The sequence below is a fragment of the Pantoea sp. BL1 genome (assembly GCF_000963985.1).
GTDB lineage: Bacteria > Pseudomonadota > Gammaproteobacteria > Enterobacterales > Enterobacteriaceae > Pantoea > Pantoea rwandensis_B.
This window is the reverse complement of record NZ_JZRH01000001.1, coordinates 56,802-69,745: the sequence shown is the minus strand read 5'-3', so window position 1 is coordinate 69,745 and position 12,944 is coordinate 56,802. Positions and strand designations below refer to the sequence as shown.

Genomic DNA, 12,944 nt, shown 5'->3' with positions numbered 1-12,944 from the left:
CCGTAAACTCAGGGAAAATTACACAAGGAGAATGCGATGTCATCAGTCTTACTCTTCCCACCCGCCGATCCTCAAGAGAGCGTGGCCTATCTGCAGCACAAACTGAGTTACTACACTGACGCCTGGGATTTGGCAGAAGATCTGGCGCAAGGCGTCAGCGCGATTGTGGTGATCGATGCACGATCCACTGAGGTTTATCAGGCGGGGCATATTACCGGGGCGCTTTCGTTTCCGCATCGCACTATGAATGCCGAATCCACAGCACAGTTGGATCGCAGCAAGGTGTATATCACTTACTGCGATGGCATCGGCTGCAACGGCTCAACGAAAGCGGCATGGAAACTGGCTTCGCTGGGTTTTCAGGTCAAAGAGTTGATAGGTGGGCTGGATTTCTGGAAACGTGATGGGCATCCGTTAACGTGGGGAACGTCGCCCGGCGAATGGCCACAGGCCGCACCCGGTGCGCACTGTGGCTGTTAAGTTACAGAAATAGCCAGAGTAAAAAGAAGAACAGCGCCAGGCCAAGGATTAACGTCAGTGCCGGGCGCTGAGCCAGTGGGCGCGGTAATATCTCGATCCACGGCGACCAGATCGGCTGCGGGCGCAGATCGCTGGCAGTGTGCGGCTGCTCCAGCGTTTTCTCGACGCGACGACTGAAGAGTAAATTGAGGAGATCCTGGGTTTGCGCGGGCGTCAGCACTGTCTGCGGCGTGGCCTGGAAACGCTGCTGGCTGTAATCCTCCAGCAAACGCTGTTCGTCATGCGTCAACGGCTGCTTCAGCGAGGTTTCCAGCATTTGTAAGGTCGGTGCGCTGTGTTGACCCAACGTCTGACGTACCTGCAAATATTGTGTTAGCAGCGGAAAGTGGCGAGAGGGAATCGGATCGCCACTCTTCAGATTGACCAGTTTCAGCGCTTCAGACAACAGCTTGACCGGTGATTCGCCGGTCGTGGCCGCGAGGCGCGTGACCTGTTGATTCAGCGATTGCTGTTCAGCTGGCAGCAGTGTGCGGTCGGACGCGCGCGTTTGCTGTGGTTGCGGGATCGCCATCTGCCCATTTTGCAGCATGGTCAGCACCTGACGTAGCTGATCCTGCGAGAGCGCACTCAGCACCGTTTGATTGAATTGCTGACGGATAAAGTCACTCACCGCCTGACGATTATTCCCCTGCGGCAGCTTCTCCAGGAGCTGCTGCAACAGCTGGCGCGTTGCAAGGCTGTTCTGCACCTGGGTCAAGCGCCCATTCAAATGCTGTTCGGCAGCAGGAAAATGACGCGATTGCAGCTCAGCATCATTCTTTACGCCCACTTCATGGCGTACGCCAGCCCACAATTCAGGGGCTTTCAAGGTACTGAGTGACATGATGCGCACAATCAGACGTTCCAGCGTGGTGCGCTGGGCAGGGGAGAGTGGCTGTTCGCCCGCCGGTCCGCCAGGACGAGTGGGGCCAGTCGCATGAGTGAGCGTTGAACGATCGCCCGCAGGCACACCGGGACCGCTGAGAGGTTGCATGGCGGAATCCTTGAAAAACGAGGTCAGATCCGGGTGCGCCGGAAAAAAGAGGCCATATGATAACAAAAGCCCCCGGGAAATCCACGGGGGCTGCGGCCTTTCGGGACAATAAAATCAGGTGGCAGGACCGGGAACGGTCGACTCACGTGGCTTGCGCAGGGGTGTTTTCAGGCGTTGCGCCAGAATCACACCGACTAAGGTCATCCCGCCACCTATCCAGTGATAAGCGTGCAACTGCTCATGCAGGAACATCACCGCGATAATGGCGGTAAACGCGGGTACAAAATTCATAAAAATGGTTGTCGTACTGGCGCCCAGACGTTGCACGCCAAGGATCCACAAGAATGGCGCAATAATGGACGCGAACAGCCCGGCAAACAGCACCAGCGGAATGTTATGCAGATTCAGCGTGACGTCCGGTGCGCGCAAGAATCCAGGCAGTAACAGCAACACGCCAAAGAAAATCTGTACGTACAGGCTCTGCCAGGTCGGCAGAGGGATCGCCCAGCGTTTAGTCAGCACACCGTAAAGCGCATACGAGGTGGAAGCCGCCAGCATCATCAACTCGCCGTTGCCAAGACGCTGATTCAGCAACTGTGCCGGATCCCCTTCACTCACCAGCCAGACCAAACCGGCAAAGGACAACAGGCCGCCAATTAAAATGCCGCGCGTCGGCGCAAGGCGTAAAACGAACAGGCTGAGCAGAATGGTCAGCAGCGGAATCGTGGCGCCTAATATACCCATCATCACCGCCGACACGCTGTGGGCGGCATAGTAGGCGAGACTCTGATAAAGCACCATGCCCAACAGACCGAGGATCAATAATCGCCACAGATTGGCCTTCACGGCATGGCGATGGCGCCACACACCGGGCAGGCAGAAGGGGGCCAGCACGATCAATGCCAACAGCCAGCGATAAAAGGAGATGGCGGCAGGATCGATGCTCCCGGCAGAGAGTTTGCTGACAATGGTATTGATCGACCAGATCATCACCGCGATCAGCGGAAACAGTAAATTCATCGTACGACTCCAGAGTTTAATCGCGAAAAGTTTACATTTGACCGGTTTTGTTTAGATAGTTAAAATCGGACAATATTCGTTAATGACCGGACAGAATGAATTTACAGATCGAGTATCAACCCCCCGTTGATGCGCCGCTGCTGCGCTATTTTATGCGCTACGAGCAGGCTAACGCGAAAACCGAATATCTGCCGCATCTTCACAGTTGGGGTCAGGTGATTTTCGTCACCAGCCACGTGCTAGAAATGGAAGTGGAGGGGGAAAGGTTATTAACCCCAGCCGATATGCCGATTTGGATCCCGCCAGGACAACGGCACAGTAGCTATAACCATTGCCATGCCCAGTTTCGCACCTTCAACCTCGCTGTCGATCTCTGTGCGGGGATGCCCGACAAAGCCTGTTTGCTGCACGTTGATGCGATTGTGCACGCCATCATGAATGACTTTGCGCAGCGCGAGTTGGAACAACCTCAGACCGAAGCAGACTGGCGATTGTGTGAGGTCTTAATTGATCGTCTGCGCCAGGCACCGGTGCACACCAGTTATTTGCCCCTGTCGGACGACAAATTCCTCGCGCCGATTTTGCGTGCCCTGGAAGAAAATCCCGGTGACAACACCACGCTGGCTCAATGGGCGAAGCGCGTGTTCACCACCGAGCGTACGCTGGCGCGACGTTGTCAGCAGCAGTTGAAAATGTCTTTCAGCGAATGGCGCCAGCGTTTACGGTTTTTGCGGGCCATTGCACTTCTGGAGCAGGGCTGCAGCGTGCAAGGCATTGCACACGAACTCGGCTATAGCTCGTCATCAGCCTTGATTGTGATGTTCCAGCAGCAGGCCGGCACCACGCCGGATCGCTACCGCAGCCGGTTAAGTTGAAATGGGTTAGACCTGAAATCATTCGCGTCGCAGAAAGGCGGCAAAGGTGTGGGGGCCTCGGTCAGTAACAGGGGGTATCTACGCAGCCAACGTATCTGTGGCTTGAAGTATGACGGGTATATGTAAGAATACGCGCCTCAAACGCCTCAGCAGACAGGACCGCCGCAGTGAAAATTCTCGTCGATGAAAACATGCCTTACGCTCGTGAACTCTTCAGTCGCACCGGTGAAGTATTGGCCGTGCCTGGACGTCCGTTACCCGAAGCAGAGTTGCAGGATGCCAGCGGACTGATGGTGCGCTCGGTGACCAAAGTGAATGCTGAGCTGCTGGCCGGTACGCCGGTGAAGTTCGTGGGTACCGCCACGGCTGGCACTGATCATGTGGACGATGCTTCTTTGGCGGCCGCTGGAATCGCCTTTTCGGCGGCACCGGGCTGTAACGCGATTGCGGTGGTGGAGTATGTCTTCTCCTCATTGCTGCTGCTGGCCGAGCGCGATGGTTTTGAACTGCGCAATCGTACCGTGGGGATTGTCGGCGTTGGCAATGTGGGTGGTCGTTTGCAAAAACGTCTTGAAGCCTGGGGAGTGAAAACCCTGCTGTGCGATCCGCCGCGTGCGGATCGTGGCGATCAGGAAACGTTCCACTCGCTGGATGAGCTGGTGGCGCAGGCCGATATTCTGACCTTCCATACGCCGCTGTTTAAAGACGGCCCCTATAAAAGCTGGCATCTGGCCGACATGGCACTGCTGATGGCACTCAAACCCAACACCATCCTGATCAATGCCTGCCGAGGCCCGGTGGTCGATAACGCCGCGCTTTTGGAAGTGTTGAAAATGCGCAGCGACCTCAGCGTGGTGCTGGATGTGTGGGAGCCGGAGCCGGATCTGAACCTCGATCTGCTGGATAAAGTGGATATCGCCACGGCACACATTGCGGGCTATACGCTGGAAGGCAAAGCGCGCGGCACGACACAAGTATTTGAAGCCTGGTGTGCGTTTATCGGTCAGCCGCAACAGGTGGCGCTGGAGAGTCTGCTGCCTGCACCGGAATTTGGCACCATTACGCTGCACGGTAAGCTCGATCAGCCAACGCTGAAACGACTGGTGCACCTGGTGTATGATGTGCGCCGCGACGATGCGCCACTGCGAAAAGTGGCTGCCAAACCGGGCGAGTTTGATCGCCTGCGCAAGCAGTATGAAGAGCGTCGTGAATGGTCATCGCTACAGGTAAAATGTGATGATGCCGACAGCGCCGCGATGCTGGAAAAGCTCGGTTTCCGCGCCAGTTTGTAAAGTTAAATCAATCCCCTGCGTTTTCGCGCGGGAAAAGTCTTAAATGTCAGGCGGTGTCATCACCGCCTTCTGTTTTTATGTCATTGTCTGGAGTAAACCAACATGTCTGACGGCTGGAATATTGCGCTATTGGGCGCAACAGGCGCAGTAGGGAACGCTGTACTGGAATTGCTGGCAGAACGCCAGTTCCCGGTTGGTGAATTGTATCTGCTGGCGAGCGAAAACAGCGCCGGTGAAAGTGTGCGTTTTGATGGTCGCACCCTGCGCGTGCAGGATGCGGCTGAATTTGACTGGACTCAGGCGCAGCTGGCGTTTTTCGCTGCCGGACGTGAAGCTTCCGCGCGTTACGCGGATGAAGCCGCAAGCCAGGGTTGCCTGGTGATCGACAGCAGCGATCTGTTCGCGCTGGAGCCGGATGTCCCGCTGGTGGTGCCGGATGTGAATCCACAGGTACTGGCCGATTATCGCAATCGCAACATCGTGACGGTGGCCGATGCGCTGGTCAGCCAGCTGTTAAGCGCTATCAAACCGTTGGTGGATACTGCGGGTTTAAGCCGTTTGCAGGTGACCAATTTGATTTCGGTTTCCAGCCACGGTAAAGCGGCAGTGGATGGCCTGGCGGGCGAAAGCGCGCGCTTGCTGAATGGTGTACCGGCAGATGAGCACTATTTTGGTCGTCAGTTGGCGTTCAACCTGTTGCCGCAGTTAGCGGATAGCCACGGCAGCGTGGAGAGTGAACGTCGTCTGGTGGATCAGGTGCGCAAAGTGCTGCAGGACGAGGGCTTGCCGATTGCCGTCAGCAGCGTGCAGGCGCCGGTGTTTTACGGCAACACGCAGATTGTGCATGTCGAAAATTTACGTCCGCTGTCAGCCGAAGAAGCGCGAGATGAACTGGATCGTGCCGAGGACATTAACCTCAGCGCAGACGGTGAATACCCGACGCCCGTCAGCGATGCATCAGGTAATGATGCGCTGAGCATTGGCAACGTGCGTAATGATTACGGTCTCCCTGAGCTGCTGCAATTCTGGTCCGTGGCTGACAACGTTCGCTTCGGCGGCGCACTGATGGCGGTAAAAACCGCTGAGAAATTGGTGCAGGAGTACTTCTATTAATGTTGTCTGAAGAAACGACATTTAAGCTGGCGTTAGGCATTGAGTATGACGGCAGCCGTTACTACGGCTGGCAGCGACAGAACGAAGTGCGCAGCGTGCAGGAAAAGCTGGAAAAAGCGCTGTCGAAAGTGGCGAATCACCCGGTGGTGGTGTTCTGTGCCGGACGCACGGATGCCGGTGTGCACGGTACCGGGCAAGTGGTGCATTTCGAAACCACCTCGCCGCGCGCCGACAGCGCCTGGACGCTGGGTGTGAACGCCAATTTACCTGACGACATCGCCGTACGTTGGGTGAAAGCGGTGCCGGAAGAATTTCATGCCCGCTTTAGCGCCACGGCGCGTCGTTACCGCTATGTGATTTTCAATCAGCGGCTGCGACCGGCGATTCTTGGCAACGGCATCACCCATTTTTATCATCCGCTGGATGTCGAGAAAATGCAGCGTGCCGGTCAGTGTTTAATTGGCGAGAACGACTTTACCTCGTTCCGTGCGGTGCAGTGCCAGTCGCGCACGCCGTGGCGCAACGTGATGCACCTTAACGTCACACGTTACGGGCCTTATGTGATTGTCGATATCAAAGCCAACGCGTTCGTGCACCACATGGTGCGCAATATTGTCGGCAGCCTGATGGAGATTGGCTGCGGCAACCAGCCGGAAAGCTGGATGGCTGAGTTGCTGGCGGCAAAAGATCGTACTCTGGCGGCAGCGACCGCTAAAGCCGAGGGGTTGTATTTGGTGGCGGTGGATTACCCATCCCATTTTGCGTTACCTCAGCCTGCGTTGGGACCTTTGTTCCTCGCAGATTAATTTAAATGAGTAAGGATGTTTGGGAGCCGGAACATTATGGAATTCATCCACTTTTTGATCGACTTTATTCTCCATATTGATGTGCATTTAGCCGAACTGGTGGCGCAGTACGGCGTCTGGATTTACGCCATTCTGTTCCTGATCCTGTTCTGTGAAACCGGCCTCGTGGTCACACCTTTCCTGCCAGGGGATTCGTTACTGTTTGTTGCTGGTGCGCTGGCAGCTCTGCCTGGTAACGATCTCAACGTGCATTTAATGGTCACACTGTTGGTGATTGCTGCCATCCTCGGTGATGCGGTGAACTACACTATTGGTCGGTTGTTCGGAGAGAAGCTGTTTAGCAATCCGAACTCGAAAATTTTCCGTCGCAGCTATCTGGATAAAACCCACGCGTTCTACGATCGCCACGGTGGCAAAACCATTATACTTGCGCGCTTTGTACCAATCGTGCGAACCTTTGCCCCCTTTGTGGCGGGGATGGGACACATGTCTTATCGCCACTTTGCGCTCTTCAACGTAACGGGTGCGCTGCTGTGGGTGCTGCTGTTCTCCTATGCCGGTTACCTGTTCGGTGATTTGCCGGTGGTGCAGGAGAACCTGAAACTGCTGATTGTGGGCATTATTGTGGTCTCAATTTTGCCAGGCGTGATTGAAGTATGGCGCCATCGCCGTCAGGCACGTCAGCAGAAGCCACAGTAAGCCCGTCACCAGATTTTTATCCACAGCGTGAACGGGTTGTGGTTTAATGAGCGACATTTACGACCTGCTGAAGGTGATTTCAGCAGTCACAAGAAGACTGGACCAGGTCAGCATTAAACAGAAAGGTCATCAATGAGCTGGATTGAACGCATACTGAATAAAAGCACCACCACGCCAACGCGCAAAGCCAGTATCCCGGAAGGGGTCTGGACCAAATGCGATAGCTGTGGTCAGGTGCTGTACCGCGCCGAACTGGAGCGTAACCTTGAGGTCTGCCCAAAGTGCGACCACCACATGCGCATGCACGCCCGTGAGCGTCTGCACACCATGCTGGATGAAGGTTCTCTGGTTGAATTAGGCAGCGAGCTGGAACCGAAGGATCTGCTGAAGTTCCGCGATTCCAAGAAGTACAAAGATCGTCTGGTTGCCGCGCAGAAAGACACCGGTGAGAAAGATGCACTGATCGCCATGAAAGGGACGCTGCACGGAATGCCCGTGGTGGCGGTAGCCTTTGAGTTCTCCTTTATGGGCGGCTCAATGGGTTCTGTGGTTGGCGCGCGCTTCGTGCGTGGCGTTGAGCAGGCACTGGAAGATAACTGCCCGCTGATCTGCTTCTCTGCGAGTGGCGGTGCCCGTATGCAGGAAGCGTTACAGTCGCTGATGCAGATGGCAAAAACCAGCGCAGCGCTGGCGAAAATGCAGGAGCGCGGCTTGCCGTACATCTCCGTGCTGACCGACCCAACCATGGGCGGTGTCTCTGCCAGCTTCGCGATGCTGGGCGATTTGAACGTCGCAGAGCCAAAAGCGCTAATCGGCTTTGCCGGTCCACGCGTTATCGAACAGACCGTGCGTGAAAAACTGCCACCGGGCTTCCAGCGCAGTGAGTTCCTGATCGAAAAAGGCGCGATCGACATGATCATCCGTCGTCCGGAAATGCGCTTTAAGCTGGCCAGCCTGCTGGCGAAAATGATGAACCTGCCAGCGCCGCTGCAGGATGGTGATCAGCCTTCTACGGCTGTGCCGGAGAGCAACGAGGCCTGACAGGCAACGAAAAGCGGTGGTTAACGCTTTTCACCAATGAACCGTAAACACCCTGTCATTCGAGTTGCAGCAAGGCGGCAAACGAATGAATCCCCCGGCAGCTTACTCAGTAAGGGACCGGGGGGGATTGAGTGCAGCCCACGCCGCTGCGGCTTGAATGACGATGTGTAAGATGAGTAAACGGGACACATGGACACTCTGCAGCTTCCTCAAGCCACGTCGCCTTTGGCCACGTGGCTTCATTATCTTGAACATCTGCATTCTCAGGCCATCGAATTGGGTCTGGATCGTATTCAACGCGTCGCCGCACGCCTTGACCTGCTAAAACCCGCTCCGTTTATCTTCACTGTTGCCGGCACCAATGGCAAAGGGACCACCTGCCGCACGCTGGAAACGCTGTTGATGGCTGCGGGCTATCGCGTGGGCGTGTACAGCTCGCCGCATCTGGTGCGCTACACCGAACGCGTGCGCGTGCAGGGCTCCGAGCTGGATGAAGCGCTGCACAGCGCCAGCTTCGCCAGTATTGAAGCCGGACGCGGTGACATTTCACTCACCTACTTTGAATTCGGCACCCTCTCCGCACTGAATCTGTTCCGTGAGGCCAATCTTGATGTGGTGATCCTCGAAGTGGGTCTGGGCGGACGTCTTGACGCCACCAACATCGTGGATGCGGATGTTGCGGTGATCACCAGCATCGCGCTCGATCACACCGATTGGCTGGGACCGGATCGCGAAAGCATTGGCCGGGAAAAAGCCGGCGTGTTCCGCGGCGGCAAACCGGCGGTCGTGGGTGAGGCGGATATGCCGCACACCATCGCCGAAGTCGCGGCAGAGAAGGGCGCGCAGTTACTGCAAATCAATCGCGACTGGCAGTGGCAGAAACAGGAAAACAGCTGGACGTTACAGGATGCACACGGTGAGCTGCACGACCTGCCGTTGCCGCAGGTGCCGTTGCCCAATGCGGCGACTGCACTGACCGCGCTGCGCGCATCAGGACTCAACGTCAGCGAAGCCGTGATTCGCGAACATCTGCCCTTAGCGATTCTGCCCGGGCGTTTCCAGACGGTGAGTGAAAGCCCGCGCGTGGTTCTCGATGTGGCGCACAATCCGCATGCCGCGCATTATCTGGCTTCGCGTCTGGCGGAGTTGCCGAAAAGCGGTAAAGTGCATGCAGTGGTCGGCATGTTGCATGACAAAGACATCGCGGGGACGCTGGCCGCGCTGGCACCGCAGGTGGATAGCTGGTTCTGTGCACCGCTTGACGGTCCGCGTGGCGCCACCGCCGATGAGCTGATCGCCCACCTTGAAGGTGGCAATGCGTATGATAACGTCGATGCAGCATGGCAGGCCGCGCGTCAGCAAGCCGCGCCTGAGGATGTGATTCTGGTGTGTGGTTCTTTCCACACCGTTGCACAGGTTATGGAATCGATGTCAGCGGAGAATGGCAGTGGCAAGTAAGTTTCAAAATCGCTTAGTCGGTACCGTCATTTTGGTGGCGATTGGCGTCATCGTGCTGCCGGGGCTGCTCGACGGCAAGAAAAAGCATTATAAAGAAGAGTTCGCGGCGATTCCGCTGGTGCCAAAGCCGGACGATCAGCAGGATAGCGAAATGGTGCCGCCGGTAACGCAACCGCTCCCGGCGCAGCCGCCGGAAGGGGCGAGCACGGCGCAAACCCCGGATAACGGTAAAGCCAGCAGTTCGGCCAGCAATGGCAATGCGCAACCGGTGCAGAACAGCGAGCCTACGCTGGTGACACCGCCGCCGGTGCATCAGCAGACGAAGACGGTTGAGCAGCCGAAGCCGAAAGTGGTCGAACAGCCCAAACCTAAACCGGTTGAACAGCCGAAACCAAAACCGGTCGAGCAACCCAAACCAAAAGTGGTAGAACAGCCGAAACCGGTTGAGCAGCCAAAAGCGGTCGAAACACCGAAACAGAGTGAACCGGAAGCGGCTCCTGCTGGGCAGGCGTTTGTGGTTCAGCTAGGTGCGCTAAAGAACGCGGCCAAGGTCAGTGAGATCGTGGCGCAACTGCGTCTGTCGGGATATCGTGCCTTTACCGTGCCATCCACGCCGGTGCAGGGACAAATCACGCGCATTTACGTGGGTCCGGATGCCTCAAAAGCGAAGCTGCAGAGTTCGCTGAGTGAGTTACAAAGCATCTCCGGGCTCGGTGGCGTGGTGAAACCGTACGGCACGCGTTAATGCTGTGATAAGCCGCGCCGATAGCAGTAAAAGGCGCGGTATAGCACAAGCGGTTAAGCGAAAATGTTGTGGTAAATCTGTTTTATATCAGTGAGTTAAATTGCTGATTTTACTCAGGGCGAGGAAAGTTTTTTTCATCGCCCTTTTTATGGATACAGAACCGGAAAACCCTACGCAAACGTTTTCTTTTTCTGTTAGAATGCGCCCCGAACTGGATGCAGGGGTGCATAAGCACTGGGTTGGAAGCGTTCATGATCTGGATTGATTACGTCATTATTGCGGTAGTTGGTTTTTCGGCTCTGGTCAGCCTGATTCGTGGGTTTGTCCGGGAAGCCTTATCTCTCGTTACCTGGGGATGCGCGTTTTTTGTCGCCAGTCATTACTACACCTACCTTGCAGTCTGGTTTACAGGTTTTGACGACGAACTGGTTCGCAACGGCATCGCGATAGCGGTGTTATTCGTTGCCACCCTGATAGTGGGTGCCATCGTGAACTATGTGATCGGCTCGCTGGTGGAAAAAACCGGCTTGTCGGGAACCGACAGGGTGTTGGGGGTCTGTTTCGGGGCGTTGCGTGGCGTGCTGATTGTTTCCGCTATGCTCTTCTTCCTCGATACATTCACCGGCTTTTCCAAAAGCCCGGACTGGCAACAGTCGCAACTCATTCCCCAGTTCAGTTACATCATCAGGTGGTTTTTCGATTACCTGAAAAGCACGTCCAGTTTTATACCCCGGTAACGCCACCGGGAGTGCGGCCAATGAGGAAATGACAACATGTGCGGTATTGTTGGTATCACCGGTTTTATGCCAGTAAACCAGTCGATCTATGACGCGTTAACGGTGCTGCAGCACCGCGGGCAAGATGCCGCCGGCATTTGTACCATCGATGCGCTTAACTGCTTCCGTCTGCGTAAAGCGAATGGCCTGGTGAGCGATGTCTTCGAAGCTCGCCACATGCAGCGTTTGCAGGGTAATATCGGGATTGGCCATGTTCGCTATCCAACCGCGGGCAGCTCCAGCGCTTCTGAAGCGCAGCCTTTCTACGTAAACTCCCCGTATGGCATTACGCTGGCGCACAACGGCAACCTGACCAACGCGCACGAACTGCGTAAGCATCTGTTCGAAGTGGGTCGCCGTCACGTTAACACCACCTCTGATTCTGAGATCCTGCTGAATATCTTTGCGCAGGAGCTCGACCGTTTCCAGCATGACCCGCTGGAAGCTGACAACATTTTTGCTGCGGTAGCGGCAGTGCACCAACAGGTGCGCGGCGCTTACGCAGTGGTTTCGATGATTATTGGCCATGGTTTAGTCGCGTTCCGCGATCCTAACGGGATTCGCCCATTAGTTCTGGGTAAACGCGTGATTGCTGATGGTCGCACCGAATATATGGTGGCGTCTGAAAGCGTGGCACTGGATACGTTAGGCTTCGAGTTCATCCGCGATGTGGCACCTGGTGAAGCGGTGTACATCACCGAGCAGGGCCAGCTCTCCACGCGCCAGTGTGCTGAGAATCCAAAAACCAACCCTTGCCTGTTCGAATACGTCTACTTTGCGCGTCCGGACTCCTTCCTTGATAAGGTGTCGGTCTACAGCGCACGTGTGCGTATGGGCACCAAACTCGGTCAGAAAATTGCCCGTGAATGGGAAGATCTGGATATCGACGTGGTCATTCCGATCCCGGAAACCTCCACTGATGCCGCGCTGGAAATCGCCCGTATTCTCGACAAGCCATACCGTCAGGGCTTCGTGAAAAACCGCTATGTGGGCCGCACCTTTATCATGCCGGGCCAGCATATGCGTCGTAGCGCTATTCGCCGTAAATTGAATGCCAACCGTGCCGAGTTCCGTGATAAGAACGTGCTGCTGGTCGATGACTCCATCGTGCGTGGCACCACTTCTGAGCAGATCATTGAAATGGCGCGCGAAGCCGGTGCAAAACGCGTCTACCTGGCGTCTGCCGCGCCGGAAATTCGTTTCCCGAACGTCTACGGTATCGACATGCCAAGCGCTACCGAACTGATCGCGCATGGTCGTGAAGTGGAAGAGATTCGTCAGCTGATCAAAGCCGATGCGCTGATCTTCCAGGACCTCGATGATCTGATCGAAGCAGTACGTGAAGAGAACCCGGATATCGCACAGTTTGAGTGCTCGGTTTTCAACGGCGTTTACGTCACCAAAGATGTCGACCAGCAGTACCTCGAGTATTTGCAGTCACTGCGTAATGACGATGCGAAAGCGATTCAGCGTCAGAACGAAGTGGAAGGTCTGGAGCTACATAACGAAGGCTAACGGCCTCGTGGTGCTCATCTTTAACAGGGCGGGGGAGACTCCGCCCTGTTTGTTTTTGTATTTTTGTTCAGTGAGCGGCTATCATTGCCGC

At 55.8% G+C, this 12,944-nt stretch carries 13 protein-coding genes; 11 read left to right on the top strand and 2 right to left on the bottom strand.

Annotated features, from left to right (window positions below):
* Nucleotides 1–36 precede the first annotated feature (36 nt).
* Complete coding sequence (locus tag VH86_RS00295; RefSeq protein ID WP_038645682.1) at nt 37–480, top strand: rhodanese-like domain-containing protein; 444 nt, start codon at nt 37–39, stop codon at nt 478–480.
* A 1-nt stretch (nt 481) separates the two neighbouring features.
* Here VH86_RS00295 and flk read toward each other — a convergent pair whose 3' ends face one another.
* Nucleotides 482–1,513 carry a flagella biosynthesis regulator Flk gene (gene flk, locus VH86_RS00290; protein WP_038645684.1) on the bottom strand — a complete coding sequence of 344 codons (1,032 nt, stop codon included), beginning with the start codon at nt 1,511–1,513 and terminating at the stop codon, nt 482–484.
* A 114-nt stretch (nt 1,514–1,627) separates the two neighbouring features.
* Nucleotides 1,628–2,533 (bottom strand): DMT family transporter, encoded by a 906-nt coding sequence (locus VH86_RS00285; protein WP_045831544.1) that lies wholly within the window; start codon nt 2,531–2,533, stop codon nt 1,628–1,630.
* 95 nt (nt 2,534–2,628) lie between these two features.
* On the opposite strand from VH86_RS00285, the gene VH86_RS00280 reads away from it, so the two are divergent.
* The 10 genes from VH86_RS00280 to purF all read left to right on the top strand — a co-directional run bounded on the left by VH86_RS00280 (nt 2,629) and on the right by purF (nt 12,853).
* Nucleotides 2,629–3,408, top strand: a complete 780-nt coding sequence (locus tag VH86_RS00280) for a helix-turn-helix domain-containing protein (protein WP_045831543.1) — start codon at nt 2,629–2,631, stop codon at nt 3,406–3,408.
* A gap of 167 nt (nt 3,409–3,575) precedes the next feature.
* Nucleotides 3,576–4,700 carry a 4-phosphoerythronate dehydrogenase PdxB gene (gene pdxB / locus VH86_RS00275; protein ID WP_045831542.1) on the top strand — a complete coding sequence of 375 codons (1,125 nt, stop codon included), beginning with the start codon at nt 3,576–3,578 and terminating at the stop codon, nt 4,698–4,700.
* A gap of 102 nt (nt 4,701–4,802) precedes the next feature.
* Nucleotides 4,803–5,813, top strand: a complete 1,011-nt coding sequence (locus VH86_RS00270) for an aspartate-semialdehyde dehydrogenase (RefSeq protein WP_045813661.1) — start codon at nt 4,803–4,805, stop codon at nt 5,811–5,813.
* A complete protein-coding gene (gene truA, locus VH86_RS00265; RefSeq protein WP_369800278.1) occupies nt 5,813–6,619 on the top strand; it encodes a tRNA pseudouridine(38-40) synthase TruA in 807 nt (268 codons plus the stop codon). Before VH86_RS00270 ends, truA begins: the two co-directional genes overlap by 1 nt.
* 36 nt (nt 6,620–6,655) lie before the next feature.
* Nucleotides 6,656–7,318: a DedA family protein gene (locus tag VH86_RS00260; protein ID WP_034825120.1), complete on the top strand. Its 663-nt coding sequence runs from the start codon at nt 6,656–6,658 to the stop codon at nt 7,316–7,318.
* Nucleotides 7,319–7,450: 132 nt separating this feature from the next.
* A complete protein-coding gene (accD, locus tag VH86_RS00255) occupies nt 7,451–8,359 on the top strand; it encodes an acetyl-CoA carboxylase, carboxyltransferase subunit beta (RefSeq protein WP_034825118.1) in 909 nt (302 codons plus the stop codon).
* A 189-nt stretch (nt 8,360–8,548) separates the two neighbouring features.
* Nucleotides 8,549–9,817 (top strand): bifunctional tetrahydrofolate synthase/dihydrofolate synthase, encoded by a 1,269-nt coding sequence (gene folC, locus VH86_RS00250; RefSeq protein ID WP_045831541.1) that lies wholly within the window; start codon nt 8,549–8,551, stop codon nt 9,815–9,817.
* Nucleotides 9,807–10,562 (top strand): cell division protein DedD, encoded by a 756-nt coding sequence (gene dedD / locus VH86_RS00245; RefSeq protein WP_045831629.1) that lies wholly within the window; start codon nt 9,807–9,809, stop codon nt 10,560–10,562. The genes folC and dedD overlap by 11 nt, the downstream gene beginning before the upstream one ends.
* A gap of 251 nt (nt 10,563–10,813) precedes the next feature.
* Nucleotides 10,814–11,299 carry a colicin V production protein gene (gene cvpA, locus VH86_RS00240; protein WP_034825265.1) on the top strand — a complete coding sequence of 162 codons (486 nt, stop codon included), beginning with the start codon at nt 10,814–10,816 and terminating at the stop codon, nt 11,297–11,299.
* 36 nt (nt 11,300–11,335) lie between these two features.
* The gene (gene purF, locus VH86_RS00235; RefSeq protein WP_034825114.1) at nt 11,336–12,853 is read left to right on the top strand and encodes an amidophosphoribosyltransferase; all 1,518 of its coding nucleotides are present in this window, start codon (nt 11,336–11,338) and stop codon (nt 12,851–12,853) included.
* Nucleotides 12,854–12,944 lie beyond the last annotated feature (91 nt).

Coding starts and splice junctions, on each gene's coding strand:
- VH86_RS00260 (WP_034825120.1), top strand. CDS start 6,656: ATGGAATTCATCCACTTTTTGATCGACTTTATTCTCCATATTGATGTG.
- purF (WP_034825114.1), top strand. CDS start 11,336: ATGTGCGGTATTGTTGGTATCACCGGTTTTATGCCAGTAAACCAGTCG.
- VH86_RS00280 (WP_045831543.1), top strand. CDS start 2,629: ATGAATTTACAGATCGAGTATCAACCCCCCGTTGATGCGCCGCTGCTG.
- VH86_RS00295 (WP_038645682.1), top strand. CDS start 37: ATGTCATCAGTCTTACTCTTCCCACCCGCCGATCCTCAAGAGAGCGTG.
- folC (WP_045831541.1), top strand. CDS start 8,549: ATGGACACTCTGCAGCTTCCTCAAGCCACGTCGCCTTTGGCCACGTGG.
- truA (WP_369800278.1), top strand. CDS start 5,813: ATGTTGTCTGAAGAAACGACATTTAAGCTGGCGTTAGGCATTGAGTAT.
- VH86_RS00285 (WP_045831544.1), bottom strand. CDS start 2,533: ATGAATTTACTGTTTCCGCTGATCGCGGTGATGATCTGGTCGATCAAT.
- flk (WP_038645684.1), bottom strand. CDS start 1,513: ATGCAACCTCTCAGCGGTCCCGGTGTGCCTGCGGGCGATCGTTCAACG.
- cvpA (WP_034825265.1), top strand. CDS start 10,814: ATGATCTGGATTGATTACGTCATTATTGCGGTAGTTGGTTTTTCGGCT.
- VH86_RS00270 (WP_045813661.1), top strand. CDS start 4,803: ATGTCTGACGGCTGGAATATTGCGCTATTGGGCGCAACAGGCGCAGTA.
- accD (WP_034825118.1), top strand. CDS start 7,451: ATGAGCTGGATTGAACGCATACTGAATAAAAGCACCACCACGCCAACG.